The sequence below is a fragment of the Aeromonas sp. S5(2024) genome, assembly GCF_041403025.1.
GTDB classification, from domain to species: domain Bacteria; phylum Pseudomonadota; class Gammaproteobacteria; order Enterobacterales; family Aeromonadaceae; genus Aeromonas; species Aeromonas hydrophila.
Genome location: NZ_JBGLRI010000007.1, coordinates 1 through 25,533, shown reverse-complemented (window position 1 = coordinate 25,533; position 25,533 = coordinate 1). Strand labels below are relative to the sequence as shown.

Genomic DNA, 25,533 nt, shown 5'->3' with positions numbered 1-25,533 from the left:
CACCCATCCCCGGCGCAGGGCGAGCCTGTCGTGACGGAGCATGGGGAGATGTGGCTGCCCGCTGCGGGCAGCCAGGGGGATATCAGGCCTTGCCCGTGCTCTTTTTGATGCCGTCGGCAGCCAGGGCGTCGAGGTCATCCTTGAACTGCTGGCCGAGGGTGTTGAGCTTCTGGATGTCGTCCAGCATCTGGCGGGAGAGCTGGCTGGCGGTCTCCAGCTGGACGGTGCCGAGGGCCGCCAGGCTCTGGGCATCCTGCACCTTGCCGGCGGCCTGCAGCTGGTTCAGTCCCAGCTCGGCATAGGCGTTGGCGGACGCCAGCTGCAGCCGGGTCAGCTGTTCGATGTTGCTGGCCAGCAGCTGGTTATAACGGGTGAGGGGGGCGGCAAAGCCTTGCATCTGCTCGGTAAAGGTCTTGATTACGTCCATATTCATCGCGTGTCTCCGTGGTTGGCAGAAGGTATTGCAAAAGAGCCGATGGGCCCATTCTTCGGTTACATCCGTTCGACTACATCCTTAAGTCGTTACGTGTCGTTTGCTCTGTTCAAACGCACGTTTAGGCATTGTGTTACCAAATGAGGCTTGATGTAAATAATATAAATGTTAATTTTTGGCGAAATATTGATTCTGGTCTGTCCAGTTTGGCTGGCCCGATTCAGACGAGGGGTGACGCAGCCATGTCCGTCGGGACTCGTTCCCAGGTCGCGGGGCTGATAGGCTGATGCCACTCCCTGAGTCTTGAGGAATGCATCGATGAAACCTGCTCGCCTGCTGCTTGCCCTGGGGGCTGCGGCCCTTGGCGGCGTTGCCCACGCCAGTACCCCTGTCCAGCTCTCCTTGCCCGGCGTCAATCTGCCCGCGTCCCATCAGGTCGAGGGGGCCAGAGCCTCCGTTCTCTATGGGCGCACCGGTCAGGTGAAGGGGATCGATCTGCCGGTCTTCGCCCTCTCCGACGTGGATCAATTCACCGGTCTGCAGCTTGGCATCTTCCTCGGCGCCGGCCGGGTACGCCACCAGTTTGGCGGGGTGGCGATCAACGCGGTCAACTGGCACGAGGGTCAGGACAAGGGCGTCAACCTTGGCTTCGTCAACCTGACCAACAATGTGCAGGGCCTCAACTGGGGTGCCGTCAACATCGCCAAGGGCAACGCCCTGGCCAACGTCGGCTTCGTCAACTATGCCGAGCGCACCACCTTCCAGCTGGGCTTCATCAACGCCACCAAGCACCTGGACGGTCTGCAGATTGGCCTCGCCAACTACGCCGAGAACGGGGTTTTCCCCATCTTGCCGCTGATCAATTTCAAGAAATCCTTCTAAGCCACGCCGCCAACCTTGCTTTAGGGGCTCCAGCCATTACCCTGTGCTGCATTGATAGCGTGCAGAGGTGACACTGGCATGACAATGGAACACATGGATGCCATCGGCATCGGCTGGGACGTAAGAGGCTGGCAGGGCAGTGCCCAGGCGGTGGCCGTGGTGGGGTGGCAGGCGCGTGAACAGCGACTGCACTGGTTTGGGGTATCGCCCCTGTTTCGACTGAGCTCACGGGTTGCGCCGGATCTGGATGCCTTGCTGCGCCCGGCACTGCACGACGAGATCCACCTGCTGCAGGTGCTGGCCTGCCCGCAGTTGGCGCTCGGGATCGACGCGCCGCTGGCGTTTCCTCGCGCCTTGGGCGAGCTGCTGGCGGGGAGGGCGACCGAGTGCGCCGTGCCCCAGCGTGAGATAGACAACCCTTATGCCTATCGGGACTGCGAGCGCTGGCTGCACCGGCAATATGGCAAGAAGCCGCTCTCGGCCACCTTCGACAGGCTCGGCAACAACGCGACCCTGGCGCTCGCCATGCTGCCCCGACTGGCCGACTTGCAGCTGGTGCCCAAGCAGCAACCACAGGCCGACCGCGCCGTGCTGGAGGTCTATCCTGCCCTTGCCAAGGTGGGTGGCAAGGCATCGGCGGTGCGCGCCGAGCTGTTGCCGCATCTGCCGGCCGATGTGACGGCGGGGACCGATCGCTACGACGCCGCCATCTGCGCCCTGATGGCGCTGCAACACGCCGCCAAGGGGAGCGTCTCCCTGCTGCCGGCACTGGTGGCGCCACCTGCCGAGATGGCTTTGGACGAAGGCTGGGTCTACCACTTCGCTCGCCCCTGATAAACCGGATCGGGCCGACCAACCCGATCTGTCCTTTGGCCGGCTGGTTATACCTTCACTTGCACCGACGCCGTGGCCTCCTTCCACAATTGCCTTGCTGCCTTGCTGCCTTGCTGCCTTGCTGCCTTGCTGCCTTGCTGCCTTGCTGCCTTGCTGCCTTGCTGCCTTGCTGCCTTGCTGGCCGATGGCCGATGGCCGATGGCCGATGGCCGATGGCCGGGGCTGCCGCAGGTATCTGCCGGTTTACTCGTCAGCGCATGGCTCTGCGCACAAAAAAGCTCACTTATTAATCTCATATGCCATCAAACAAGAGTTTTCTATCACCTTATCGAACCATGCCTGCCATCGCCGTGCTTGCAAACTGCGGCATGTCAGTAAAGAGGGGGACGGTGATGGCAATGGCAACCAGCGTCATCGAGAATTTTGCCGACCAAATTAGGGTTTGTGCTGTTCAAGGGTGGAAGATCAATATCTTCATCCGATATATTGCGCCTTTCCCCTGACTCTTCTCTGCGGTGATGTCGATGAAACGCATTCTCTCTATCCAGTCCCACGTGGTGTTCGGCTGTGCCGGCAACAGCGCCGCCGTGTTTCCCATGCGCCGTCTCGGTATGGAGGTATGGCCCATCAACACGGTGCAGTTCTCCAACCACACCCAATATGCGGCCGGATGGCAAGGAATGGCGATGCCCGCAGGGCATATCAGTGCCCTGTGCGAGGGGCTCTCGAATATCGAGGTGCTGGCGCACTGCGACGCCGTGCTGAGCGGTTATCTGGGCTCGGCGGAGCAGGGGGACGAGATCCTGGCAGTGGTGGCGGCGGTCAAGGCAGTCAATCCTGCCGCCATCTATTTTTGCGATCCAGTGATGGGCCACCCGGAAAAAGGGTGCATCGTCGCCCCTGGGGTGACCCGTTTCTTGACCGAGCAGGCGCTGCCGGCGGCCGACATCATGGCCCCCAATCTGTTGGAGCTGGAGACCCTGTGCGACGTCCATCTGACGGATCTGGCGCAGACGCGGGCCGCCGCCCATCAGCTGCTGGCACGCGGGGTGAAGATGGTGCTGGTCAAGCATCTTGGACGCGCCGCTCGCGAGCCGGGTCGTTTCGAGATGCTGCTGGCCACCTCCGAGGGGGATTATCTGATCGACCGCCCACTCTACGAGTTTGCCCGCCAGCCGGTGGGCGTGGGGGATCTCATCAGCGCGCTGATGCTGGCCAATCTGCAGGCGGGTTACGATGCCGTCAGCGCGTTCGAGCGCACCAACGCGGCGGTGGATACGGTACTGCTGCACACTTGGCAGGCCGATGCCTATGAGTTGCAGCTGATCGCGGCCCAGGAGGCTTTTGCCGCCCCCCTGATCAAGGCGCGGGCCGAACGGTTGGCCTGATCTTCCCGTCAGGGGCCAAGTCTGGGCGCAGATGATCCACGTTCTGCTTGGCCCCCTGATCATCTTTCCCCATCTCTCGGTTAACAGTCCACCCCTGCGCTGCTTATCTGGTTGCACACCGAATGGGGCAATGTCGCTTCAGCCGTCACCTTGGCCCTGACACCGGGCATCCGGTTCAGATCAGGCCGTTATCCTGTTCCCGCTGCTTTGCCTCATCGAACGTGACCTGCTGGTAGTGCTCGACCGTGGGGAAGGGATCGTAGAAGTGATGGAGCAGGGCCTTCCACTGCTGGTACTGGGGTGAGCCACGAAAGCCCTGGGTGTGATCTTCGAGGCGCTGCCAGTTGACCAGCAGCAGATAGCGGTGGGGATCAGTCAGCGAGCGCTGGAGCTGGTGTCCGCCGTAGCCCGGCATGGTGCTGATGATGCGCTGGGCCTGGGAGAAGGCCAGCTCGAAGGCGGCAGCCTGACCGGGGATGACCTGCAGATGGGCGACTTCCAATATCATGGTGACTCCTTGTCCCAAGGATAAAGGGGCCATTGCAGCAGGTCGGACAGGGAATGACAAGGCCGGCCGCAGGGGCCGGCCTTGTCGCCGTGATCACGGCTTGGCTTGAGTGCCGATCAGGCGCGTGGGTGACGGGCCCGGTAGCGCTCGGCCATGGCGTTGGCCGCGATCATGGCGTGGTAGACATCCTGCTCGCTGACGCTCATCGGCATGTTGCCCATGGTGTCGAGGGGATCGCAGGCAAGCTTGGCCACCTGGCGCCACTCGCTCTCCACGAAACGGCTCAGCCCCATCTCCTGCAGGGTCATGGGCAGGCCGGCCAGCTGGATGATGCGCATCACCTCGTCCAGCTCGGCCTGGGGGGCGCGCTCGAGTACCAGCTGGGTGAGCAGGCCGAACACCACCTTCTCGCCGTGCTGGGCCCGGTGCAGATCCGCCACCACCGACATGCCGTTGTTGACCGCATGGGCCGCCGCCAGGCCGCCCGCTTCGGCGCCCACGCCGCTCAGATAGATGGTGGCTTCGATGGTCTGCTCCAGCGCCGGGGTGGTGACATGGTGGCGTACCGCGTCCATCGCCAGCTCGATGTTCTCCCCCAGCAACTCGTAGCAGAGCCGGGCCAGCCCGAGACCGGTGCGGGAGGGGCGTTTGCCCACCAGATTGATGCCGTCCGCCCGGTAACAGGCGCGGGCCTCGAAATAGGTGGCGAGCGCATCACCCACGCCGGCGGCAAAGAAGCGGGCGGGAGCCGCCGCTATGATGGCGGTGTCGGCGATCACCACATCCGGGTTCTGGGGCAGGAACAGATAGCGTTCGAACTCGCCCGCCGGGTTGTAGATCACCGCGAGGGCGGTACAGGGGGCATCGGTGGAGGCGATGGTGGGAAACAGCACCACCGGGCGGCGCAGGTAGAAGGCCACCGCCTTGGCAACATCCAGGGTTTTGCCGCCACCGATGCCGACGATGACATTGGCCCCCTGTTGCTCGGCCAGATCGCACAGGCGGCGGATCTCGATGTCGGTGCATTCGTAGTTGAACTTCTCGACCGCTCCCTTCAGGCCTGCTTGCAGCAGGCCGGCCAGCGCCTCTTCCCGCACCCTCTCCAGAATGAACTCGTCGCTGACGAGCAGGGCGTTGTCGCCGAAATCTTTTACGTGATCATGGAGTTGGGGCAGCAGATCGTGGCCGATGATGAACTTTTTGGGGGAGGTGACGGTACGAGGCAGGATAGGCATGCAGTATTCCTCAAGGCAGTGAGTGGCATCCGTTTGGTATGCAAACGGGTCTTTCTGCCACACCATACGCCTCGTCTAGGGTGAGGTGAAGGAACAATCGTATGCAAATGGGGCTATAGCAGACTCAAAATTAATCATATTTCTTATTTGATTGTTTTTGAAGGCTGGAGGGGTAAGGGAACGCGCCCTCCATGGGGAGGGCGCACTGTTGCGTGCAGTGTAGAGGTGTGCGGAGCGGAGGCGGTGCGCGGCTCAGAGCTGCTTGTAGAAGAAGAGGGTGGCCGCCAGGGTGCCGTCGGCACTGCGGGCAAAGGCGGGGATCTGGCCCGCCTCCTGGTAGCCGAGCTGGCGATAGAGGCGGGAGGCGGCATCGCCCACCCGGGTGTCGAGCACCAGCAGGCTGCGGCCGGCTTCTTTGGCCCCTTGCTCCATGCTGGCCATCATGGCACGGCCGACCCCCTTGCCACGGTGGAGACTGTGCACCATCAGTTTTTCCACCTCGGCGCGGTGACGGCCATTGGCCTTGGTGCACAGCGAGAGCTGGAGGGCGCCGACCAGCTGGTGTTGCAGGAAGGCGACCCAGAGTCGGCGGCTGCCCGCGGCCAGCTCCGTCTCTATGCCCTGCCAATAGACGAGCCCCTGCTCTTCGGTCAGCGGCGGCAGGAAGCCCACTGAAGCGCCGCTGGCGACGCTGTCTTGCAGCAAAGTGATGAGGGCAGGCTTGATGCCCTGGGTGGTATCAACCTCAACTATGTCCATCAGGAGTCCTTGTCAACGAAGTTCACGCCGCCGGCCCGGTCTGCCGCGGCGCCTGCCGCCAACGGGACCGGCGGCAGGATGACTGGCTAGACTCGCCGTTTCTGCCGCCAATTTCAAGTCGTTGTCGCTCGCCGGGTGCGCCCGATCACGCCCTCCAGGCGGGTTTCCCTCAGCGGATGAGCTTCTGTTCGACCAGCCAGGCAAACAGCAGCCGGGAAACCGGCGAGATCTCGGCCATATGGCGGCTGTCGAGCCAGCGCAGCTCGGCGATCTCCGCCGAGGCGACAGGGATGCCGTCAGCCTCGCCGGTGTAGCAGCGCAGCCTGACGTTGACCCCCTGCGGCTTGCCGTCGGCCTGGGCACTGAACTCGCAGGCAAACGCCAGGGTGTCGGGCTTGAGGGCCACGGCCAGCTCCTCCTCGATTTCGCGCATCAGCGCCGCTTCGTCGCTCTCTCCCGCTTCGCGCTTGCCGCCGGGAATGTAGTAGATGTGCTTGCCGTGGGAGCGGGCACAGAGCAGTTGCTGATCCTTGAAGGTCAGCCAGGCGAGTTTGTCGATCATGGTTATATTCCAGTAGCCAATTAGTAGAGACTATTCACGTATTTTTCGGTCGGTTCTGGCAACAGATCCTGTGGGTGATCACCACCAAATGTGGCCCATTTGCTTTTTCCTTTAAACGATGAGTTGGCGATACTCTTCTTGCTTAGGGTATCGTAGACAACTAACTGAATTTCAATAACATCTGGTTTGCCTGACCATTCGGTTGCTCGTTCTTCCCAATGTAGAATGACGGGTTTTACGTAATATCTGAACTGGGTCGATTGAATATTATTCAGGCAAGGGTCGCCATGGCAATTGGTGGTAATTTCAACTCTGTTGGCTTTCTTGGAAAATGCTGCATAGATTGCCTGAGCAGTCATTTGCCCCGAATTTTGATATTGCGTCGTTTCGTATGAGCCATCTTGGGGCTGCGAAATAAGCACCCCTTGGCTGGGATCAAGCTTGCTGGTCATTGTTTGCACATTTGACTGCTGATATGTAGAACTGCAACCAACAGCAAGTAATGATACGAGGGCAGTAACATAGTTTTTCAAAATACATTCCCTTGTTTAATTGAATAAGTTTGATTATTTGAGTAATGGAATGATTTTTATATCAAATCTACTCAACAAACTGATTGATTAAGCTCACATAACGCTTTGTAAGAGCGGTGCTCACGCTGTTTCAAACCCAGTGTTGAGGCCAATGCTTCCAAGGCATGCCTATATTCCAGCAGTCGATCCTCGTCATCGGTCATGATGGCCAGCTCGGCAAAATCGCCGAGCCCCGCCAGGTGATCCAGGGTGACGTGGAAGGGGCCGACGAAATAGATGCTGCGCACTTTGCGAAGGGTCAGTATCGGCTGGTAGCCCAGGGTGTGCAGCATGCTGATGGCCTTGTCGGCGTCGGTGATGTTGACTGCCTCGCAGCGATCGGGCTCGGGCCCCTTCACGATCCAGAGCTGGATGCCGGAGGGCTCCATGGCGCGGATCAGCAGGCTCTTGCCCGCCTCGCCCAGGCTGCGGTCCGGCGTGTCAAAGTAGGTGTCCAGCTCCTGGTTGCGCTCCAGCATCACCTCGGGATTGAGGGCGGCGAGGGCAGTGGTGAAGGCCTCGACATCACCGAGCCTGTATTTGAACTCGACCTCGAAGCGGCCCTGAAAGTGCTGTGCTGACATCGGCAGGCATCCTTGAGTGTGCGGATTGGCATGGCGGGCAGCCTAGCAAAGTTGGCGGGCGGGCCCAAGGGGCAAGGCGGCAGGATGTGGAAACGATCTGTTTCCGGGGTCCATGGTTGATCAATGCGCTGCCTGTCTCCCTGATCAAGGCCAGGCGCCGCACACGGTCGAGTCAGTTCGGGCATGGCGGTTGCTCACAAGCTCGCCGAGCGGCCGGCAAAAGTTCGCGCTGGCGCACAGGATGGGGCGTGCAGGCTGGGCGAGGGCAGACCCCTGTGTTTTAATCCTTGCCACTTTCGTGGCAGCCGCCCCGTGCCGGGCCGCTGCCTTCGCTTTGGCAAGAGGCAGGTGAGAAGATGCAAGTGACAGCAGAGAGCAAGTTTATCGGACTCGGGGTGGCGGGCAATTTCGCCGGTCATCTGGAGCAGGCCGGCGAGGCCTCGGATTTCGTGGCGGTGGTGGTGCGCGACACCAGCGCCCCCAAGGCGCTGTTCCCCTTCTACGTGCCGGGCCACCCCGGCCAGCTCGGCGTCTTCCCCTTGAGCGGCGACGCCATCTTCTTGCCGGAAGCGGCGGTGAGCGGCGATGAGAAGGTGCAGATAGAGCCGGAAGTGGCGCTCTGGTGCGAGCTGGAGTACGCGGGGGAGCAGGTGGTGGCCATCCATCCGCGCGCCTTTGGTGCCTACAACGACTGCTCCATCCGTCGTCCCAACGCCAAAAAGATCAGCGAGAAGAAGAACTGGGGCGAAGAGAGCAAGGGGCTGGCCCCCGCGATGCTGCCCCTGTCCCACTTCGCCGCCGGCTGCGAGCTCGATGACTACCGCATCGCCTGCTATCTGGAGCGGGACGGCGAGCTGCACCCCTACGGGGTCGACAGCGCGGCGGTGGATTACAGCTACTTCCACGGCCAGCTGCTGACGTGGGCCATCGACAAGTTCAACCATCAGCGGGACGAGGGGCCGGCCGAGCACATCCAGGGGCTGCTGGCCCAGGCCGGGCGCCCGGCCCATGCCCTCATCAGCATCGGCGCCACCCGCTATACCCCGTTTGGCGAGACCCACTTCCTCAAGCCCGGCGACACTGCCTGCGTGCTGCTCTATCCGGCCAGCCGTTATAGCGAAAGTGATATCCGTGAGGCCATTCGCACCCGTCAGTTCGGGCCGGATCTGTCTGTCCTGCTGCAGGCGGTCAAGACCCGCTGATGATCTGGCCTTCCCCCGTGCTGGCGGGGGAAGGCCGTCCGAGCATACACCCGCTATCCTTCCCTTCGCGTTTGTTGCCTGATCCCGCTTACCCGGCCCGGTCATTTGGCTTACCATTGCTCTTTTGCCGAACACGTAACTGAACAATGGGGTAGCCGATGGGCGAGTTGAAAACCATGGGGTTGTTTCTGGTGACGGCGCTGGCCGAGATCCTGGGCTGTTATCTGCCCTATCTCTGGCTGACCCAGGGGCGCAGCGTCTGGCTGCTGCTGCCGGCGGGGTTGAGCCTGATGTTGTTTGCCTGGCTCCTGTCGCTGCACCCGACCGCGGCCGGCCGTGTCTATGCCGCCTATGGCGGTGTCTATATCTTCGTGGCCATCCTCTGGCTCTGGCTGGTGGACGGCATCCGGCCCAGTCTGTGGGATCTGGTGGGGTCGCTGGTGGCCCTGTGCGGCATGGCCATCATCATGTTTGCCCCCCGCGAGGCGTGAAGCCGCATCGCCTGCAGCTCAAGGAGGAAGAAGGATGACGCTCATCAGGGCCTGTACTCTGCAGGACATGGCCGGTCTGCTGGCGCTCTATCGGGAATTGCGCCCCCATGACCCTGCGCTTGCGCCGGATGCGGTCCGCACGGCGCTGACGGCCTTGCTGGCGCAGCCCCACCTTCACCTGCTGGTGGCGGAGGTGGATGGCCAGCTGGCGGCCACCTGCCAGCTCGGCGTGGTCGCGACCCTGACCAACGGCGGCCGGCCGTTTGGCATGGTGGAGCACGTGGTGACGGCCTCTGCGTTTCGGCGCCGGGGCATCAGCCGGCAGTTGCTGACCCATGCCCTCGCGCTCGCCTGGCAGCAGGATTGCTACAAAGTGATGCTGCTGTCGGGGGAAGGGCGCGAGGCGGCCCACCGGCTCTATGCGTCGCTCGGCTTCAAGGCCGGCATCGAGAAGGGGTTTGTCCTCAAGCAGGTCGACGCCATGGCGGCGGCCGGGCTGGCCCCGAACAACCAATCTGTTGAGTGAGTACGATATGAGACTGGAGCAGGCAGAGCGCGGGGAATATCAGGCCCTGATCGCGCTGTGGGAGGCGTCGGTGCGCGCCACCCACCATTTTTTGCCGGATGAGGAGATCGCCACCCTGCGCGAGCTCATCCTGGAACACTACTTTGATGCCGTGACCCTCACCTGCGCCCGCAGTGAGCAGGGGATCGCCGGCTTTTGCGGAGTGCACGAGGGCAACATCGAGATGCTGTTCATCGACCCGGCGCTGCGCGGAGGCGGGGTGGGTCGCCTGCTGGTGGTCGATGCCATCCACCGGCTGGGGGCGACCCGGGTGGACGTCAACGAGCAGAATGAGCAGGCGCTCGGCTTTTATCGCCACCTGGGCTTCGAGGTGGTGGGGCGCTCGGCACTGGACGGGCAGGGCAGACCCTATCCGTTGCTGCACATGTCCATTGCGACAGCTGGCATTGACAGGCCGGTGGCGCCATCATGAAAAAAACCGCCCTCGGGCGGTTTTTTGTTATGACGGGCTCAGGGCGGCCTGTTACTCCTCGTTGGAGTTGTCCTGATAGTCGTCGCGCTGGGCCTTGGGCAGGCGACGCATGGGAGTAAAGCCGATATCCTCGCCCACCACTTCCCGCTTGCGGGCTGGGGCAGGCTTCTTGCCGCCATCGCTCTTTGCCTTGCTCTTGCCTGCGGCGGATTTGCCGTTGCCGCCCTTGGCATTGGCAGCGCCACGGGCGCGCGGCGGGTTTTGTACCGGCTTGCTGCCCGGCAGGGTCTGCCGGCTCGGCTTGCCGCTTGGCTCATATCCTTCCAGGATCTCCACCGAGAGGGATTGGCCGATCAGCGCCTCTATCCCCTTGAGCTGGCCCAGTTCGTCCTGGCTCACCAGCGAGATGGCCTCGCCGCCACGACCGGCGCGGCCGGTGCGACCGATGCGGTGGATGTAATCCTCCGCCATCTGGGGCAGTTCGAAGTTGATCACGTGGGGCAGCTGATCGATGTCGAGGCCGCGAGCGGCGATGTCGGTCGCCACCAGCACCCGCACCTTGCCTTCCCGAAAATCTGCCAGCGCCCGGTTGCGGGCACCCTGGCTCTTGTCGCCGTGGATGGCGACGGTATCGAGCCCGTCTTTTTGCATCTGCTGGGCCAAGCGATCGGCGATCTGCTTGGTGCGCACGAACACCAGCACCCGCTGCCAGTTGCCGCGGCCGATCATGTGGGAGAGCAGCTCGCGGCGACGTTCCCGATCGACCTGGATGATGCGCTGGGTCACCTGCTCGGCGGCGGTGTTGCTGGGATCCACCTCGATCAGGGTGGGGTCGTTGAGCAAATCATCCGCCAGCGCCTTGATCTCGCTTGAGAAGGTGGCGGAGAACAGCAGGGTCTGCCGTTCGGCCGGCAGCGCCTTCATGATGCGGCGAATGTCGACGATGAAGCCCATGTCGAGCATGCGATCCGCTTCGTCCAGCACCAGCACTTCCAGCTCGGACAGGGTCAGCGCCCCCTGGGTCAGCAGGTCCAGCAGACGGCCCGGGGTGGCCACCAGGATGTCGATGCCGAGCTTGATGGCGTCCAGATTGGGCTTGATGCTGACGCCGCCGTAGGCGATCAGGGTGCGAAACGGCAGGTGGTGGGCATATTTGATGATGCTCTCACCCACCTGGGCAGCCAGTTCGCGGGTCGGGGTCAGCACCAGGGCCCGCACCTGACGGCGGCCACGGCCATGGTTGGCCAGCAGGCGCTGCAGCATGGGCAGGGTGAAACCGGCCGTTTTGCCTGTGCCTGTCTGGGCGCCGCCGAGCACATCCTGTCCGGCCAGAATGGCGGGGATGGCTTGTTGCTGGATGGGGGTTGGCTGTTCGTAACCCAGCTCCTTGACGGCCCGCAGGATGTGCGGAGACAGACCCAGTTCGTTGAATGACATGTTCGAGAGAGACTCCTCTGGTGAGCCTTGGGCTCAGCGGATGGCAGGTGCGCTGGCACCCGCCACAAGATGGAAATGATAACGGGGGCGTAATATAGCAGATGCGCGCCCTGCACGCAGCAGCCGTGTCGCGTTGTCCGGCCGTCGCGTGCCGCGGCCTCAGAGCAGGGCCAGGATATCGTCTCGCAGGCTCTCGGGTTTGGTGGTGGGGGCAAAGCGGTCAACCACCTTGCCGTCCCGGTCGATCAGAAACTTGGTGAAGTTCCACTTGACGTTCTCCAGCCCCAGCAGGCCCGGTTTCTCCTTCTTGAGCCACTGATAGAAGGGGTGGGCCTGCTCGCCATTGACCTCGCACTTGGCCATGATGGGGAAGCTGACCGGATAGTCGAGGGAGCAGAAGCGGGCTATCTCCTCTGCATCGCCCGGCTCCTGATGGCCAAACTGATCGCAGGGGAAGCCCAGGATCACCAGCCCGCGTGGGCCCAGTTCGCGATAAAGCGCCTCCAGTCCGGTGTACTGAGGGGTAAAGCCGCAGCGGCTGGCGACGTTGACCACCAGCACGACCTGGCCTTGCAGGGTGGACAAGGGCAGTTCTGTACCGTCAAGGCGTAGCAGGATAAGGTCGGGCAATGACATGAAGCACTCCTGTTGCATGGGGCCCATTCAGGGCGTATCGCTCCACGGTAACGGGCGCGACGGCGCGGAGCAAGCGCCGCTTTCCCCTTTGCCATGAAAGATCTGGCCCGATCTGAGGCCATTTGAGTGCGCCGGATCACAGGCTGGCGAGGGGGACCAGATAATGGGGGCCTTGTGCGCCCGGATAGCGTATTGATGGTGGGACTTCTGAGGATAAGCAAACCGGTTTGTGTCTTGCCCTGGAAGTCGCTAAAAAGCGCCCTCTCTCCACTTGTTGCGAGTCAATCTTGGACTATCAAGCCGTCATGGACGCCATTTACACCCGGGGATGGGTGATAGTGGATGATTTTTTAACCGCCACCGAGGTGGATGCCCTCAAGGCGTGTCTGCCGGATGCGTGGCGGCCGGCGGGGATCGGTCGCGATGCCCTGCATCAGGACAATCGCGCCATTCGCCGGGATCAGATCCACTGGCTCGAACCCTCCCTGGGTGCCCCGGTGGCCGACTATCTGGCCCGCATGGAAGCACTGCGGCTGGCCGCCAACCGGATGCTGATGCTGGGGCTGTTCGACTACGAGGCCCACTTTGCCCGCTATCGCAGCGGCGACTTCTATGCCACCCATCGCGACGCCTTCGCCGGGCGATCCAACCGCCGCCTCACCTCGGTGTTCTACTTGAACAACGACTGGCAACCCCAGGCGGGTGGGGTGCTGCGGATGTACGATGACGACGAGCAGTTTTTGATGGATGTCTCGCCCCGGGGCGGGCGGCTGGTGCTGTTTTTATCCGAAGAGTTCCCCCACGAGGTGTTGCCCGCCAACCAGGAGCGCTACAGCATCGCCGGCTGGTTTCGGGTCAACGGCAGCGGCAACGGCCGGCTCGATCCGCCGCGCTGAGCTCTTTTCATCCAATTTCTGACACAGGCGGGAATTTTTATGGCCGTTGTCGGCGGATGGGGCTCCCATCGGCTGACAAGGCTTGATCTCCCTTGCTACACTGGCCCGCACTTATCTTCGTATCTGGCTTCGTCCGGTTTTAATGCGGTTGGGTTTTAAATGGTGATGGCGAAGCCGCTTTTCCCAAGGGATCACATCTAATGAAGAACATGCATGTCTTGCTGCTGTGCGGCGGCGGTGGCTCCGAGCACGAAGTCTCTCTGCGAAGCGCAAATTTTCTCGAACAACAGCTCGGTCTTTTGCCTGGGGTCGACGTGACCCGGGTCGAGATGTTTGCCGACCGCTGGCTCAGCGCCGACGGCCGCGAATGCAAGCTGGGGCTGGACAAGCTGCTGTCGTTTGACAGCGTGGCCCGTCCGGTGGACTACGTGGTGCCCTGCATCCACGGCTACCCTGGCGAGACCGGCGACCTGCAATCCTTCCTCGAGCTGGCGGGCCTGCCTTATCTGGGCTGCGACGCCGAGGCGAGCAAGATCTGCTTCAACAAGATCAGCACCAAGCTGTGGCTCTCCGCCATCGGCATCCCCAACACCCCTTATCTGTTCCTGACCGAGCAGAACGACGCGGCGCTGAGCGAGGCGAAAGCCGCGCTGGCCAAGTGGGGCAAGGTCTTCATCAAGGCGGCCTCCCAGGGCTCTTCCGTCGGCTGCTACTCTGCCAGCAACGAAGCGGATCTGGTGAAGGGCATTGCCGATGCCTTCGGTTATTCCGAGCAGGTACTGATCGAAAAAGCGGTCAAGCCGCGCGAGCTGGAAGTGGCGGTGTACCAGTACGGTGACGAGCTGGTGGCCACCTATCCGGGCGAGATCTGCGTGCCGCAGGACAAGTTCTACACCTATGAAGAGAAGTACAGCAGCGCCAGTCACACCGAGACCGCACTGCGCGCCGAGGGGCTGACCCAGGCGCAGGCTGACGCCATTCACGAGTACGCGCTCAAGGCGTTCCGTCAGCTCAAACTGACCCACCTGTCGCGCATCGACTTCTTCCTGACCGAAGAGGGCGAGATCCTGCTGAACGAAATCAACACCTTCCCGGGCATGACCTCCATCTCCATGTTCCCGAAACTGCTGGAGCATCACGGTCACCGCTTCGCCGACTACCTTGAGCAGATCCTGCGCAAGGCGGTCTGAGGCCGGCGCCCGAGCAGGGCGAGCTGAATGATGAAGAGGGGCCTGCGGGCCCCTCTGTCGTTTCTGCGGTGGGCGATATCACATGGCTTCCGGGGTGAACAGCCAGATGTGTGCCCCTTGTGGATCTGCAATCAGGGCCATGCGCCCGACCCCCGGGATATTCATGGCGGGCACCACTACGCTGCCGCCGTGCTGGTTGACCCTGAGCACCCTGGCATCGACGTCATCCACCGCGATATAGGTTGCCCAGTGGGGTGGTACGCCGGCCATCTCGGGATTGCCCCGGGTGGCCTGCACGCCGGCGATCGGCCTGCCATTGGCAACCAGCATGGGGTAGTCGCCGCCTTCCATCGCCATGGTCTGGCTCTCCCAGCCGAGCACCTCGGTGTAGAAACTGATCCCGGCCTCGGCATCGGGCAGATAGAGCTCGTGCCAGGTGAAGGTAGTGCCTTCGGCCAGGGCGTGCTCGCGGGCAATATCTTGTTCTGCCATCGTCGTCCTCCTGTGTCCCATGCGTGGGTGCATGGGTTGACGACCAAGTATAGAGAGGTGTGGCCTCCCGGCTTGTCCCGGATGGGGGGCCTTGCTGCGCGGTGGACGGCTCGCTACAATCTGCCCCCTTTTTGTCCTGCCACAGGCATCGCCAGAGCCGCGTTCCATGAAGCCAATTCCCGACCACGCCGTCAATCGCCTGCGCATCTGGCGCAAGAGCGTCTCGACCCGACCCTTTCTCGCCCGTGGCGGCAGCGTGCCGCGCTGCGAAGCCTGTCAGCTGCGCCACGACTGGTGTGCCTGCGAGTGGCGCCCCGAGCTCAAGGCCGAGGCCGGCTTCTGCCTGCTGATGTACGACAGCGAGCCGATGAAGCCTTCCAACACCGGCCGTCTCATCGCCGATGTGCTGCCGGATACCACCTGGGCGTTTCTCTGGTCGCGCACCAAGCCCCATCCCGAGCTGCTGGCCCTGCTGGCGGATCCCGCCTGGCAGCCCTATGTGGTGTTTCCCGCCTGCGAGAAGGAGCCGGCCCGGCTCACCTCGGTGGTGACCCCGGTTCCTGGCAAGAAGCCGCTGTTCATCCTGTTGGACGGCACCTGGCCAGAGGCGCGCAAGATGTTCAACAAGAGCCCCTATCTGGATGGCTTTCCGGTGCTCTCCATCAAGCCCGATGCGCTCTCCACCTATGGCATGCGGGTAGCGCACTGCGATGAGCACCTGTGCACCGCCGAGGTGGCGGCCTGCGTGCTGGAGGTGGCCGGCGAGCTGGCGGCGGGGCAGGCGTTGCAGCTCTGGTTCAATCTCTTCAGCAGCCGCTACATGGCCGGCCGGGTCAGCCGGGCCCCCGGCGAGGATGAAGCTCAGCTGCAGCAGGCGTTGGCCGACATCAAGGGCAATGAGGCGACCTGCGCGCCCGATGCTGCCTGAACAGGGTGGGTTAGGGGGCCGGCATGCTTGCCAGCCGCTTCACAGGGGGGATTAATTGATGAAAATCAGGAATCAATTGCCTGCCACTGTTTCGTTAGCCTCATGAGCCAAGCCCCATTAGGATAGCGACCAGCGGTGTTCATCAGGCTCATGGCGAGCCTGCGCTGTGCGGGCCCTTGCCGGCCCCGTCAATGTAGTGAGGCTATGGATGGAATTGGAACTGTTTACCCTGCTTGCCCTGTTCGGCGTGGCCCTGGTGGCCGGCTTTATCGATGCCATTGCCGGCGGGGGCGGCCTGCTGACGGTGCCCGCTCTGCTCGCCACCGGCATGCCGCCAGCGCTGGTGCTTGGCACCAACAAGCTGCAGAGCAGTTTTGGCTCCTTCTCCGCCACCTGGTTCTATGCCCGCAAGGGGCTGCTGGAGTGGCACATCATCTGGCCGGCGGTGATCTGCACCTTCATCGGCGCGGCACTCGGCACCCTGGCGGTGCAGACCATCGACGCCGCCATCCTGGAGCGGTTGCTGCCCTTCCTGCTGATGGCCTTCGCCTGCTACTTCTTCTTCTCCCCCCGGGTGAGCGATGCCGAGAGCTCCCGCCGCCTCGCTCCCATGGCGTTCGCCCTGCTGGTGGGCGGCGGGGTGGGTTTTTATGACGGCTTCTTCGGACCGGGCACGGGATCGTTTTTTTCCATCGGTTTCGTGGCGCTGGCAGGCTTTGGCATGGCGCGGGCCACCGCCCACACCAAGCTGCTCAACTTCACCTCCAACATCGCTTCGCTGCTGTTTTTCGCGCTGGGGGGCAAGGTGGTGTGGAGCGTCGGCTTCTGCATGGCGCTGGGTCAGTTCATTGGCGCCCGTTTCGGCTCCAAAATGGTGCTCAAGCAAGGGGTCAAGCTGATCAAGCCGCTGCTGGTGACCGTCTCCTTGCTGATGTCCGCCAAGCTGGTGTGGAGCCAGTACCCCGAGCTGTTTGCTTGGCTGGGGTAAGCGCTTTTCGCTGACAGCGACAGTCATGGCTGTCTACACAAAGGGGCCCGATCCGCAAGATCGGGCCCCTTGTGTTGTGATGCTCAGCTGGCCAGCGGCTGGAAGTGGGCTTGCAGGGCCTGCACCAGCTGGGCGATGCGCGCACGCTTGAGGCTGTTTGGCCGATAGACCAAATGCAGCGGGCGGGCGAGCCCGGCGAGGGGGCGAGCCTGGGGCCCCTGTGCGCCGACCAGCGCCAGCAGGCCGGCCGGCAGCAGCACAGGGCCGATGCCGGCCTTGGCCAGCTCGATCAGCGCCAGGTAGGAGTCGAGCTCCATGGCGGGGATGAGGCCAAGGGCCGCCAGCGGTTCGCGCAGGTAGCGGTTGGAGGGGTTGTCCAGGTCCATGGTGAGGATCTGGCGCAGCCCTTGATCGGCGTTTTCGCCCTCGCGCTGATCGCCCTCCACCAGATAGAAGGGCTCCTCCAGCAGCAGTTTGGCCTCCAGGCCGTGGCCCGGTGGCAGGCGCCCGGCGCAGATGCCGAGCAGGGCATCACCGCTGCGCACCCGCGCGAGAATGACCGGGGTATGGTGGGTGGAGAGGGCGAGGTGGGGATCTTGTCGCAGGTAGTCGTGCATGAAGCGGGCGAGGTAGCCCGCCAGCAGGGTCTCGGAGCAGGCGACGGGCAGGGGAGTCAGATCGGTGAGGGTCTGGCTGTCGGCCAGCACTCCCTTCATCTCGGCGAGGCTGGGAGCGACCCGGGCCAGCAGCTCTTGCGCCTGGGGGGTAAGCCTTATCTGGCGCCCGTCCGGCTCGACCAGCTTCTTGCCGAGGCGCTGTTCAAGCTGGGCGATGCGCTTGCTCACCGCCGACTGGCTGATATAGAGCCGGCTGGCTACCTTGGCCATGGTGCCTTCGCTGGCCAGCAGGCAGAGTGTCTCCAGCCCTTCCAGTAACATATCGCCTCCCGTCATCTGCGTAGGAAGGCGTTACCTTAGGGGCTGACGGGGTTGGGATCAAGCATCCTTCGCCGCCCTGACGGGGCGCAGGCGCCACTCCCGCAGGGGCGGTGCGAAGATCACCAGGTTGCCAAGCAGGCTGATCATGACCCCCACCACCGACACCGGCTGCCAGACGAACCCCTCGTAGAAGGTGGAGAGCGTCAGCGCCACCAGGGGGAACAGCACGGTGGCGTAGGAAGCCTTGCTGGCGCCGATCCGCCCTACCAGGGTGAGGTAGGCAGTGAAGGCGATGACTGAGCCGAACAGGGCGAGATAGACCATGGCCGCCAGGTAGTGACCATCGGTCGGGATCACCAGCTGCTGGCCGAGCAGGGTGACCCAGCCCAGCAGCAACACCACCCCGTAGACCATGCCCCAGGGCACCAGCTGCAGCACATGGTAGCCCTGGCGTTGGCCGCGGGCCGAGACCAGGTTGCCGAGCGAGAAGCAGAGGGTACCGCCGCAGGCGAGCAGCAGCCCCTTCCAGCCGTTTGCACCCAGTTGCGCATCCGCCAGCACCGGCCAGAACAGCAACAGGGTGCCAAGGAGCCCCAGCAAGGATCCTTGCAGCCAGCGCAGGCCGGGTCTTTTCCCCTCGAACAGCCAGAGGTTGAGGCCGTTGAAGATGCTGGCACTGGCGAAGATCACCGCCGACAGGCCGCTCGGAATGTAGAGGGTGGCGTGGTAGAAGCAGAGGAAGTTGGTGGAAAAGAGCAGGCCGCCGAGCAGGGCGGCATAGCGCTGACCCGCCCAGGGCAGGCGCGGGAAACGGCCGCTGGCGGTGAGCAGGGCAAACAGCGCCAGCGCCGCCAGGGCGAAGCGATAGAGCACCGAGACCTCGATGGGAATGGGGCCAAGCTGCCAGGCGATGGCGATCCAGGTGCTGCCCCAGATAAGGACGGTGGCAAGATAGAGCATCAGATTCATGGGGTATCCGGTGAGATGACAACGACATGGGATCAGCATGCAGCGGGCGGTGGCGGCGGGCTTACACCATCTTGCGGTTTTTTGCAGGCAGCCGCAGCCTTTGCCGCCGCGCCGCGTTAAGATGGCGCACAAGGGCCATCAGGCAAGCAACAAGAGGAACGGAGCGGGTGCTGCAGACTAAGCCGGCGGGAGTATTCGATGCACTGGTCAGCACGGGCGCGCGGCTGGAGAACGCCTGCTGGCTGGAACCCGGCCTTGGCGTCGCCAGCTGGCGCAACTGTTACGATCAGACCCGCTACCACAAGCCGGGCCACCATACCCTGAGCGTCTACCTGCAAGGGGGCGAGCAGACCGAGCGGCTGGACGGCCCGGGCGGCCACGGCGGCACCGGCAAGGTGTGCATCATGCCGGATCACCACAGATCCGAGTGGCTGGTGCGCGAGGAGTTTCGCTTCTTCCACCTCTACTTCACCCCGGCCCACCTGACCCGCATCGCCGAAGAGGTGTGCGACAAGGAGGGGCGCCACCTGCTGCTGGAAGACAAGACCTTCATCGACGATCCCAAGGCCGCCACCCTGGTGCAGGGCCAGCTGATGCAGCTGGACTGGCAGCACCAGGTGGATCGAATGGCGCTCTCCCACGGCGCCTGGATGCTGATGCTGCACGCCTATCGCCACCACACCCGGGAGGCGCCGCCCCTGCCCGAGGTGCGTGGCGGCCTGGCACCGGCGGTGAGCCGGCGGGTGCAGGAGTACCTGCTGGCCCATCTGGCTGAGCCTGTCACCTTGGCCGAGCTGGCGCAGGAGGCGGGTCTGAGCGAATACCACTTCGCCCGCATGTTCGGCCAGAGCCTCGGCTGTCCGCCCCATCGCTACCTGCTGGGGCTGCGGCTCAAGCGGGCCAAGCAGCTGCTGGCCGGCGCCGACTCCCTGGCCAGCATCGCCATCCAGTGCGGCTTCTCGTCCCAGGCCCACCTTGGCAACCGCTTCCGGGAGGCGTTTGGTCTGACGCCAGGCCAGTGGCGCAGCCAGCTGTCATCCTCCTGTCACAGATAAGCGGCAGATTGGTTGGCAACGAGGAGGAGCCTCGTTCCTTCAACCTGCACAGGAGTTGCCCTTGAATCATCGCAAACGTCAAACCCGCACCCGCCACCTCTGGTTCAGCCACTGGAATGCCCCCCAGGGCCGCCTTGGCATGCCGACCCCGCCCGAACCGCTCGTTCCTCACAGTTCCCGCTGAAAATCGCCACGACCCGATAGGATTTTCCCGACAACTTTGCCACTATTGCGCCATCAGGATGGACTGGATATGGCCGCATGTTTCTGGAACGCATTGAAGTCAAAGGTTTTCGCGGAATAAATCGCCTCTCGCTCGGGCTGGACAACACCACAGTGCTCATCGGCGAAAACGCCTGGGGCAAGTCCAGTCTGCTGCGCGCCCTCTGGTGTCTGTTGGGTCAGGATGCCGAGCCCTATCAGTTCAGCAGCGATGACTTTCACCAGCCCGAAGATCCCGAACTCGAACCGGCCCGCCACCTGCAACTGGTGCTCACCTTCAGCGAGCACAGACCCCAGATGTGCCTGCACTCCCGCCGGTTGGCTAGACTTGGCGCGGCCTGGGTCAAGCACAAGGACAAGTTTCACCGCATTCACTACCGCGCCAGCGCCGAACTGCAGAGCGATGGCTCCGTCACCACCACCCACGACTTTCTCGACGGCATCGGCAAGAGCCTGCCCATCGACGATGCCCATGAGCTGGTCTGTCTGCTCATCACCATGAACCCGGTGTTCCGGCTGCGCGATGCCCGTACCGCCCGCAACGGGGTGGAGACCCTGCAGTGGGGGGATCTCTCCGAGCACCGGCTGAGCGAGCTGGCCGACAAGCTGATCGACGAGCCCCAGCGCATCGGCGAGCCCGAGCTCAAGGAGGCGCTGCAGGCGGTGCGCCAGCTGATGGATCACTACTTCAACGCGCTGGCCCCCATCAAGAACAAGCCGCGCAGCCAGCGGGAGATCGTCAATCGCCCCATGACCCTGCGCAACCCCGGCAATTTGCAGGCGTTGCTGCGCAATGCCGACAACCGGGCGCTGCAACTGGCGATGGCGGGCATGGCGGCCACCCTGCTGCAGGCGCGGGGCAACCGGGAGCTGGAGCAGGGCGCGCGCCCCATCATGATCCTGGAAGACCCGGAGAGCCGCCTGCACCCCACCATGCTGGCACTGGCCTGGGGGCTGCTGGAGCAGCTGCCGGGGCAGAAGCTGCTCACCACCAATTCGGGGGACCTGCTCTCCTCGCTGCCCCTCAACCAGATCCGCCGGCTGGTGCGCCGCCAGCAGGACATCGTCTGCCATCAGCTGGGGGGCGAGCGCTACAGCAGCGACGATCTGCGCAAGATAGCCTTCCACGTGCGCATCAACCGCCCCATGTCGATGTTTGCCCGCTGCTGGTTGCTGGTTGAGGGGGAGACCGAGATCTGGCTGCTCTCCGAGCTCGCCCAGATCTGCGGCTACAGCCTGCGGGCGGAGGGGGTGCGGATCATCGAGTTTGCCCAGTGCGGCCAGTCACCGCTCATCAAGGTGGCGCGGGATTTCGGCATCGAGTGGCATCTGCTCACCGACGGCGACGAGGCGGGAGTCAAGTACGCCACCTCGGCCCGCTCCCTGCTCAAGGGCGAGCGGGAGCGGGATCGCTTGACCCAGTTGCCGGCGGCGGACATAGAGCACTACCTCTATCACAACGGCTTCGAGGCGGTGTTCCGGCGTGAAGCCGGCGTGGGGGGGCGCTCGACCCTCAACGCCGGGCGCATCATCAACAAGGCGATTCACCACCGCAGCAAGCCGGGCATGGCGCTGGCGGTGGTGGAGGAGGCGGAGCGGCTCGGCGGCGAGCACATCCCGCCGGTGCTGCGCCAGATGTTCGCCCGGGTGGTGGCGCTGGCCCGCGGCCAGGGCTGATCGCTGCCGGCTCGGGTCGCAGCGGATGGCGAGGGCCTTGAAATCTTGGCAGGCAAGGCGGCCGGCGCCCGTTGCAGGCGTCTGATCGCCAGTCATCAATGGTGGACGTGCTCCCGGCAGGGATTGGGGATGGCGGCGGCTTTGGGTATACTCGGCCCCTTCATCCGGCGCCCATCGGCGCGTTCTGAATCCTTGCTGCTGGAGGCGTCATGTTCGTCCAACTCCCTTTTTGGCTCTTTCCCCTGACTGGCCTGATGGCGCTGGGGGCCCTCATCGCCCTGGGCCTGGTGCTCTGGCGCGGTGATCTCTGCCCGGGCCAGCGCTCGCGGATCACCACCCAGCTCTTCTCGGTCTGGGTGATCACCGGCCTCTCCCTGATGCTGGCGGTGGAGGCCAAGGCGGCCGACTGGCTGATCTGGAGCGGGGCTGCCGCCCTGATCCTGGGGGTGGTGCTGTCACTGGCCCAATCCAGGCTGGAGGGCAAGCGTGCCATTCCCGCCACGCTGTTCTGGCTGCCGGCCATGCCGCTGCTGGTCTATGGCATCGGCTTGCTGCAGATCCAGGGTTGGCTCGGCGGCCTGCTGCAGATGGTGCTGCTGGGGGCGGCCTTTGCCCATCTGATGCTGCTGCGGGCCCGTCACCGCCTGCAGGCGTTCAATACCCTGCTGCCGCTGGCCGGGCTGGTGGCAGCCATCCTGAGTCTGCTCTGGCTGGCGGTGCTGGTGGGCTGGCAGGGAAGCAGCGCCAGCCTCGATGCGCTGATCCCTGGCGTGCTGACCCAGGCAGCCCTGCTGATCGCGGCCTTGCTGCTCTGGTTCAGCCCGCTCTATCGCCAGCAGGAGACGGCCCCGGTGGTGGTCTCCACCGTCCTGTGTGGCCTCATCATTGCCCAGCTTGCGGCGACCAGTGTGCTGCACCAGCTGGCCTGACAGACTGGCGTCATGAAAAAGCCCACCCCGGTTGCCCGGGGTGGGCTTTTTGCTGGCCGCAAGCAGCCCCTTAGTAGAAGTCGTCGGCGCCGCAGATGAAGAGGCAACTGCTGCGCGGCTGGGCCAGGTACTCCCGGGTCAGCCCCTCCAGCGGCATGCCGAAGGTGCTGATGTCCTCGGGCGAGGGCAGGGCGGTATCCAGGATCCGGCGCCAGTAGCCACCGACTCCCTTGGGGGGGCTTGGCAAATTGAAGGTGAGCGGCTCCCAGTAGGCGTTGAACAGCACGTAGAGGGCCAGCCGGGTTTCGCTCGACAGGGCCGACATGGCGATGGCGTGGGAGTGGGGGCTGAAGTCCGGCTGGGCGGCGTTGACCCCGTGCCAGCAGATCTCGCTGTGGCGCAGGATCTCGGTCAGCGACAGCGGCATGCTCTCCTGCTCCGGGCGCTGGAACAGGTGCTTGCGATACTGGATCAGCTCCTTCATGAAGCGGAACATCTCCTGACCCATGGCGTCGGGCTGCCACTGCATCCAGCAGGTGTCGTTGTCCTGGCAGTAGCCGTTGTTGTTGCCGTGCTGGGTGCGCAGCACCTCGTCCCCCATCAGCAGCATGGGGGAGCCCACCGAGAGCAGGGTGGCCACCATCATGTTTTTGGCTTGCCGCAGCCGCAGGGCGTTGATCTGGGGATCCTCGCTCGGCCCCTCCTGGCCGTGGTTCCAGCTGAAGTTGTGATCGCATCCATCCCGGTTCTGCTCGCCGTTGGCGTCGTTGTGCTTGCCGTTGTAGCTGGCCCAGTCCCACAGGGTGAAGCCGTCGTGGCAGGTGACGAAGTTGATGCTCTTCTCCGGATCGGCGTGATGGTAGTGGTAGATGTCCGGGCTGCCGCACAGCCGCTCCACGAAGGGCATCACCGCATTGTCATCCCCGCGCAGAAAGCGGCGCACGTCGTCCCTGAACTGGCCGTTCCACTCGCGCCAGCGGGCGCCGGCCAGGCTACCCACCTGATAGAGGCCCCCCGCATCCCAGGCCTCGGCAATGAGCTTGATGTCGGCGATGCGGGGATCGGTATCGATGGTGCGCAGGGTCGGCGCATTGGCCTGGGGCTGGCCCGACTCGTCCCGCGACAAAATGGCCGCCAGGTCGAAACGAAAACCGTCCACGTGCATCTCCTGGCGCCAGAAGTGGAGGCTGTCCATGATCATGCGCAGCACCACCGGGTGGGCACCGTTGAAGGTGTTGCCACAGCCCGAATAGTTGGTGTCCTTCTGATTGGCGTCGAGGATGTAGTAGGCCTCGTTGTCGATGCCCCGAAACGAGAAGGTGGGGCCATCGTCGCCTCCCTCGGCGGTGTGGTTGTAGACCACGTCCAGGATCACCTCGATGTTGGCCCGGTGCAGCGCCTTGACCATGTCGCGAAACTCGGTGAGGGGATCCTCGCCGCTGGCGTACTGGGCGTGGGGGGCAAAAAACGACATGGGGCTGTAACCCCAGTAGTTGGAGAGCCCTCTGGGGGAGTCCTGGGGATCGAACTGGAACACCGGCAGCAGCTCGACCGCGGTGACGCCGAGGGATTGCAGGTAGGGGATCTTCTCGATGAGTCCGAGGTAGGTGCCGCGCAGGGCGGGGTCGACCCCTGAGCTCGGCGACTTGGTAAAGCCCCCCAGATGCAGCTCGTAGATCACCGAGCGGGAGAGGGAGTGGGCGGGTAGCTTGTCCCCCTCCCAGTCGTAGTGGCGGGTGTCCACCACCCGGTTCTTGGCACACTCCGCCAGGTTGCTGCCGGGGCGGGCCGCCGCCCAGCGATCGTAGTTGGCACCCAGCTCGATGCTGCGGCCATAAGGGTCCAGCAGCACCTTGTCCGCATCGAAGCGGGTGCCGTAGTAGGGGCGCCAGGGGCCCTGGATGCGATAGGCATAACGTTGACCGAGCTCGATGCCCTCTATATGGATGTGCCAGTAGTAGGCGGTACGGTTGAGACGGGGTGACAAAGGGATCACCTCAGGGGTAGCGTCGTCGGCACTGGCGAACAGCAGCAGTTCGACCCGGCTGGCGAGGCGAGCCCAGATGGCGAAGTTGACGCCGTCGTGCTCGGGTGTGGCCCCCAATTGACGGCAATGACCGGCGGAGATGCGCATGATAAACCTACCCAAAACGAGGAGTTACAAACCATCTGAGTGTAGTGCGCCAAGCTGGCCCCAAACCTGCTTGTCTGAAAAATCGGCGCTCTGTTGCAAATTCCTGCGATTTGTGCCGGTTTAATCTTCGAATGAAGTTTTTTTAGGATATTTACTTGCAATCTGAGCGCTGGCGCCTATTATTGGCGACCTCAGACGCGGGGTGGAGCAGCCCGGTAGCTCGTCGGGCTCATAACCCGAAGGTCGTCAGTTCAAATCTGGCCCCCGCAACCATCTGAGTTCTTGTATCAGGATTGCCTTGCAATAGTTTGATAAACAAGAGAATTCGAACAGGCTACTGCTCAGCCTGGCCGAAAAAATACGGACGCGGGGTGGAGCAGCTCGGTAGCTCGTCGGGCTCATAACCCGAAGGTCGTCGGTTCAAATCCGGCCCCCGCAACCAACTATTTGTGTCCATGGCAAGCGCACTGCGCTGCGGTGGAGACGAAGACAGCAAGGGGCAACTGCTCTGTCTCTTGTGGTGGCAGTACAATTCGGACGCGGGGTGGAGCAGCTCGGTAGCTCGTCGGGCTCATAACCCGAAGGTCGTCGGTT

The 25,533-nt window shown here is 63.4% G+C and carries 28 protein-coding genes and 2 tRNA genes; 17 read left to right on the top strand and 13 right to left on the bottom strand.

What is annotated here, in order from left to right:
• Positions 1 to 82: 82 nt before the first annotated feature.
• Positions 83 to 433 (bottom strand): phasin family protein, encoded by a 351-nt coding sequence (locus ACB032_RS14425; protein WP_011706254.1) that lies wholly within the window; start codon positions 431 to 433, stop codon positions 83 to 85.
• 318 nt (positions 434 to 751) lie between these two features.
• On the opposite strand from ACB032_RS14425, the gene ACB032_RS14420 reads away from it, so the two are divergent.
• The 3 genes from ACB032_RS14420 (at position 752) to pdxY (ending at position 3,537) form a co-directional block, all read left to right on the top strand.
• Positions 752 to 1,315 (top strand): VC2662 family protein, encoded by a 564-nt coding sequence (locus ACB032_RS14420; RefSeq protein WP_017409548.1) that lies wholly within the window; start codon positions 752 to 754, stop codon positions 1,313 to 1,315.
• A gap of 78 nt (positions 1,316 to 1,393) precedes the next feature.
• Entirely contained in the window at positions 1,394 to 2,149 is a 756-nt protein-coding gene (locus ACB032_RS14415) for a DUF429 domain-containing protein (RefSeq protein ID WP_073350107.1), read from the top strand.
• Positions 2,150 to 2,673: 524 nt separating this feature from the next.
• The gene (gene pdxY, locus ACB032_RS14410; protein WP_371138168.1) at positions 2,674 to 3,537 is read left to right on the top strand and encodes a pyridoxal kinase PdxY; all 864 of its coding nucleotides are present in this window, start codon (positions 2,674 to 2,676) and stop codon (positions 3,535 to 3,537) included.
• Between the two features lie 175 nt (positions 3,538 to 3,712).
• Here the strand turns inward: pdxY and ACB032_RS14405 are convergent, their stop codons facing one another.
• The 6 genes from ACB032_RS14405 to ACB032_RS14380 all read right to left on the bottom strand — a co-directional run bounded on the left by ACB032_RS14405 (position 3,713) and on the right by ACB032_RS14380 (position 7,757).
• A complete protein-coding gene (locus ACB032_RS14405; protein WP_323060606.1) occupies positions 3,713 to 4,045 on the bottom strand; it encodes an antibiotic biosynthesis monooxygenase in 333 nt (110 codons plus the stop codon).
• 116 nt (positions 4,046 to 4,161) lie between these two features.
• Positions 4,162 to 5,280, bottom strand: a complete 1,119-nt coding sequence (locus ACB032_RS14400; RefSeq protein WP_016350588.1) for a glycerol dehydrogenase — start codon at positions 5,278 to 5,280, stop codon at positions 4,162 to 4,164.
• 252 nt (positions 5,281 to 5,532) lie between these two features.
• A complete protein-coding gene (locus ACB032_RS14395) occupies positions 5,533 to 6,039 on the bottom strand; it encodes a GNAT family N-acetyltransferase (RefSeq protein WP_044799905.1) in 507 nt (168 codons plus the stop codon).
• Between the two features lie 169 nt (positions 6,040 to 6,208).
• Entirely contained in the window at positions 6,209 to 6,601 is a 393-nt protein-coding gene (locus ACB032_RS14390; protein WP_044799906.1) for an NUDIX domain-containing protein, read from the bottom strand.
• A 20-nt stretch (positions 6,602 to 6,621) separates the two neighbouring features.
• Entirely contained in the window at positions 6,622 to 7,134 is a 513-nt protein-coding gene (locus ACB032_RS14385) for a DUF4823 domain-containing protein (protein ID WP_371138167.1), read from the bottom strand.
• 71 nt (positions 7,135 to 7,205) lie between these two features.
• On the bottom strand, positions 7,206 to 7,757 hold the full coding sequence (locus ACB032_RS14380) for a class IV adenylate cyclase (protein WP_371138166.1): 552 nt from the start codon (positions 7,755 to 7,757) through the stop codon (positions 7,206 to 7,208).
• 356 nt (positions 7,758 to 8,113) lie between these two features.
• Between ACB032_RS14380 and ACB032_RS14375 the strand changes: the two genes are divergently transcribed.
• The 4 genes from ACB032_RS14375 (at position 8,114) to ACB032_RS14360 (ending at position 10,448) form a co-directional block, all read left to right on the top strand.
• A complete protein-coding gene (locus ACB032_RS14375) occupies positions 8,114 to 8,959 on the top strand; it encodes a DUF5718 family protein (protein ID WP_371138165.1) in 846 nt (281 codons plus the stop codon).
• Positions 8,960 to 9,117: 158 nt separating this feature from the next.
• Positions 9,118 to 9,450 (top strand): YnfA family protein, encoded by a 333-nt coding sequence (locus ACB032_RS14370; RefSeq protein ID WP_011706244.1) that lies wholly within the window; start codon positions 9,118 to 9,120, stop codon positions 9,448 to 9,450.
• Positions 9,451 to 9,484: 34 nt separating this feature from the next.
• Positions 9,485 to 9,976, top strand: a complete 492-nt coding sequence (locus tag ACB032_RS14365) for an N-acetyltransferase family protein (RefSeq protein ID WP_371138164.1) — start codon at positions 9,485 to 9,487, stop codon at positions 9,974 to 9,976.
• Positions 9,977 to 9,983: 7 nt separating this feature from the next.
• Positions 9,984 to 10,448: an acetyltransferase gene (locus ACB032_RS14360; protein ID WP_371138163.1), complete on the top strand. Its 465-nt coding sequence runs from the start codon at positions 9,984 to 9,986 to the stop codon at positions 10,446 to 10,448.
• 51 nt (positions 10,449 to 10,499) lie between these two features.
• Here ACB032_RS14360 and ACB032_RS14355 read toward each other — a convergent pair whose 3' ends face one another.
• Positions 10,500 to 11,885, bottom strand: coding sequence for a DEAD/DEAH box helicase (locus tag ACB032_RS14355; RefSeq protein WP_029301011.1), 1,386 nt, complete (start codon positions 11,883 to 11,885; stop codon positions 10,500 to 10,502).
• Between the two features lie 159 nt (positions 11,886 to 12,044).
• Positions 12,045 to 12,521, bottom strand: a complete 477-nt coding sequence (locus ACB032_RS14350) for a glutathione peroxidase (protein ID WP_371138162.1) — start codon at positions 12,519 to 12,521, stop codon at positions 12,045 to 12,047.
• A 287-nt stretch (positions 12,522 to 12,808) separates the two neighbouring features.
• On the opposite strand from ACB032_RS14350, the gene ACB032_RS14345 reads away from it, so the two are divergent.
• The gene (locus tag ACB032_RS14345) at positions 12,809 to 13,417 is read left to right on the top strand and encodes a 2OG-Fe(II) oxygenase (RefSeq protein ID WP_024944447.1); all 609 of its coding nucleotides are present in this window, start codon (positions 12,809 to 12,811) and stop codon (positions 13,415 to 13,417) included.
• A 200-nt stretch (positions 13,418 to 13,617) separates the two neighbouring features.
• Positions 13,618 to 14,607: a D-alanine--D-alanine ligase gene (locus ACB032_RS14340; RefSeq protein ID WP_024944446.1), complete on the top strand. Its 990-nt coding sequence runs from the start codon at positions 13,618 to 13,620 to the stop codon at positions 14,605 to 14,607.
• A 78-nt stretch (positions 14,608 to 14,685) separates the two neighbouring features.
• Here the strand turns inward: ACB032_RS14340 and ACB032_RS14335 are convergent, their stop codons facing one another.
• Positions 14,686 to 15,099: a VOC family protein gene (locus tag ACB032_RS14335; RefSeq protein ID WP_371138161.1), complete on the bottom strand. Its 414-nt coding sequence runs from the start codon at positions 15,097 to 15,099 to the stop codon at positions 14,686 to 14,688.
• Positions 15,100 to 15,265: 166 nt separating this feature from the next.
• Here ACB032_RS14335 and ACB032_RS14330 point away from each other — a divergent pair, with 166 nt between their 5' ends.
• Both ACB032_RS14330 and ACB032_RS14325 read left to right on the top strand, forming a co-directional pair.
• Positions 15,266 to 16,027: a tRNA-uridine aminocarboxypropyltransferase gene (locus tag ACB032_RS14330; protein ID WP_076360839.1), complete on the top strand. Its 762-nt coding sequence runs from the start codon at positions 15,266 to 15,268 to the stop codon at positions 16,025 to 16,027.
• Between the two features lie 208 nt (positions 16,028 to 16,235).
• A complete protein-coding gene (locus tag ACB032_RS14325; protein ID WP_371138160.1) occupies positions 16,236 to 17,015 on the top strand; it encodes a TSUP family transporter in 780 nt (259 codons plus the stop codon).
• Positions 17,016 to 17,098: 83 nt separating this feature from the next.
• Here ACB032_RS14325 and ACB032_RS14320 read toward each other — a convergent pair whose 3' ends face one another.
• Positions 17,099 to 17,953, bottom strand: a complete 855-nt coding sequence (locus ACB032_RS14320) for a LysR family transcriptional regulator (RefSeq protein WP_011706234.1) — start codon at positions 17,951 to 17,953, stop codon at positions 17,099 to 17,101.
• Positions 17,954 to 18,010: 57 nt separating this feature from the next.
• Complete coding sequence (locus ACB032_RS14315; RefSeq protein ID WP_029301006.1) at positions 18,011 to 18,922, bottom strand: DMT family transporter; 912 nt, start codon at positions 18,920 to 18,922, stop codon at positions 18,011 to 18,013.
• Between the two features lie 167 nt (positions 18,923 to 19,089).
• On the opposite strand from ACB032_RS14315, the gene ACB032_RS14310 reads away from it, so the two are divergent.
• The 4 genes from ACB032_RS14310 to ACB032_RS14295 all read left to right on the top strand — a co-directional run bounded on the left by ACB032_RS14310 (position 19,090) and on the right by ACB032_RS14295 (position 22,805).
• Positions 19,090 to 19,977, top strand: a complete 888-nt coding sequence (locus tag ACB032_RS14310) for a helix-turn-helix domain-containing protein (protein ID WP_371138159.1) — start codon at positions 19,090 to 19,092, stop codon at positions 19,975 to 19,977.
• A 61-nt stretch (positions 19,978 to 20,038) separates the two neighbouring features.
• Positions 20,039 to 20,161 (top strand): hypothetical protein, encoded by a 123-nt coding sequence (locus tag ACB032_RS14305; protein ID WP_254902163.1) that lies wholly within the window; start codon positions 20,039 to 20,041, stop codon positions 20,159 to 20,161.
• Between the two features lie 77 nt (positions 20,162 to 20,238).
• Positions 20,239 to 21,876, top strand: a complete 1,638-nt coding sequence (locus tag ACB032_RS14300; protein WP_042067495.1) for an ATP-dependent endonuclease — start codon at positions 20,239 to 20,241, stop codon at positions 21,874 to 21,876.
• Positions 21,877 to 22,085: 209 nt separating this feature from the next.
• On the top strand, positions 22,086 to 22,805 hold the full coding sequence (locus ACB032_RS14295; RefSeq protein WP_371138158.1) for a hypothetical protein: 720 nt from the start codon (positions 22,086 to 22,088) through the stop codon (positions 22,803 to 22,805).
• A gap of 70 nt (positions 22,806 to 22,875) precedes the next feature.
• Here ACB032_RS14295 and glgX read toward each other — a convergent pair whose 3' ends face one another.
• Complete coding sequence (glgX, locus tag ACB032_RS14290; protein ID WP_219252994.1) at positions 22,876 to 24,939, bottom strand: glycogen debranching protein GlgX; 2,064 nt, start codon at positions 24,937 to 24,939, stop codon at positions 22,876 to 22,878.
• 196 nt (positions 24,940 to 25,135) lie between these two features.
• On the opposite strand from glgX, the gene ACB032_RS14285 reads away from it, so the two are divergent.
• Both ACB032_RS14285 and ACB032_RS14280 read left to right on the top strand, forming a co-directional pair.
• Positions 25,136 to 25,212, top strand: a tRNA-Met gene (locus tag ACB032_RS14285).
• 92 nt (positions 25,213 to 25,304) lie between these two features.
• Positions 25,305 to 25,381: transfer RNA gene (locus ACB032_RS14280), tRNA-Met, on the top strand.
• Positions 25,382 to 25,533: the final 152 nt, after the last annotated feature.

Coding starts and splice junctions, on each gene's coding strand:
- ACB032_RS14425 (WP_011706254.1), bottom strand. CDS start 433: ATGAATATGGACGTAATCAAGACCTTTACCGAGCAGATGCAAGGCTTT.
- ACB032_RS14420 (WP_017409548.1), top strand. CDS start 752: ATGAAACCTGCTCGCCTGCTGCTTGCCCTGGGGGCTGCGGCCCTTGGC.
- ACB032_RS14415 (WP_073350107.1), top strand. CDS start 1,394: ATGACAATGGAACACATGGATGCCATCGGCATCGGCTGGGACGTAAGA.
- pdxY (WP_371138168.1), top strand. CDS start 2,674: ATGAAACGCATTCTCTCTATCCAGTCCCACGTGGTGTTCGGCTGTGCC.
- ACB032_RS14405 (WP_323060606.1), bottom strand. CDS start 4,045: ATGATATTGGAAGTCGCCCATCTGCAGGTCATCCCCGGTCAGGCTGCC.
- ACB032_RS14400 (WP_016350588.1), bottom strand. CDS start 5,280: ATGCCTATCCTGCCTCGTACCGTCACCTCCCCCAAAAAGTTCATCATC.
- ACB032_RS14395 (WP_044799905.1), bottom strand. CDS start 6,039: ATGGACATAGTTGAGGTTGATACCACCCAGGGCATCAAGCCTGCCCTC.
- ACB032_RS14390 (WP_044799906.1), bottom strand. CDS start 6,601: ATGATCGACAAACTCGCCTGGCTGACCTTCAAGGATCAGCAACTGCTC.
- ACB032_RS14380 (WP_371138166.1), bottom strand. CDS start 7,757: ATGTCAGCACAGCACTTTCAGGGCCGCTTCGAGGTCGAGTTCAAATAC.
- ACB032_RS14375 (WP_371138165.1), top strand. CDS start 8,114: ATGCAAGTGACAGCAGAGAGCAAGTTTATCGGACTCGGGGTGGCGGGC.
- ACB032_RS14370 (WP_011706244.1), top strand. CDS start 9,118: ATGGGCGAGTTGAAAACCATGGGGTTGTTTCTGGTGACGGCGCTGGCC.
- ACB032_RS14365 (WP_371138164.1), top strand. CDS start 9,485: ATGACGCTCATCAGGGCCTGTACTCTGCAGGACATGGCCGGTCTGCTG.
- ACB032_RS14360 (WP_371138163.1), top strand. CDS start 9,984: ATGAGACTGGAGCAGGCAGAGCGCGGGGAATATCAGGCCCTGATCGCG.
- ACB032_RS14355 (WP_029301011.1), bottom strand. CDS start 11,885: ATGTCATTCAACGAACTGGGTCTGTCTCCGCACATCCTGCGGGCCGTC.
- ACB032_RS14350 (WP_371138162.1), bottom strand. CDS start 12,521: ATGTCATTGCCCGACCTTATCCTGCTACGCCTTGACGGTACAGAACTG.
- ACB032_RS14340 (WP_024944446.1), top strand. CDS start 13,618: ATGAAGAACATGCATGTCTTGCTGCTGTGCGGCGGCGGTGGCTCCGAG.
- ACB032_RS14335 (WP_371138161.1), bottom strand. CDS start 15,099: ATGGCAGAACAAGATATTGCCCGCGAGCACGCCCTGGCCGAAGGCACT.
- ACB032_RS14330 (WP_076360839.1), top strand. CDS start 15,266: ATGAAGCCAATTCCCGACCACGCCGTCAATCGCCTGCGCATCTGGCGC.
- ACB032_RS14325 (WP_371138160.1), top strand. CDS start 16,236: ATGGAATTGGAACTGTTTACCCTGCTTGCCCTGTTCGGCGTGGCCCTG.
- ACB032_RS14320 (WP_011706234.1), bottom strand. CDS start 17,953: ATGTTACTGGAAGGGCTGGAGACACTCTGCCTGCTGGCCAGCGAAGGC.
- ACB032_RS14315 (WP_029301006.1), bottom strand. CDS start 18,922: ATGAATCTGATGCTCTATCTTGCCACCGTCCTTATCTGGGGCAGCACC.
- ACB032_RS14300 (WP_042067495.1), top strand. CDS start 20,239: ATGTTTCTGGAACGCATTGAAGTCAAAGGTTTTCGCGGAATAAATCGC.
- ACB032_RS14295 (WP_371138158.1), top strand. CDS start 22,086: ATGTTCGTCCAACTCCCTTTTTGGCTCTTTCCCCTGACTGGCCTGATG.
- glgX (WP_219252994.1), bottom strand. CDS start 24,939: ATGCGCATCTCCGCCGGTCATTGCCGTCAATTGGGGGCCACACCCGAG.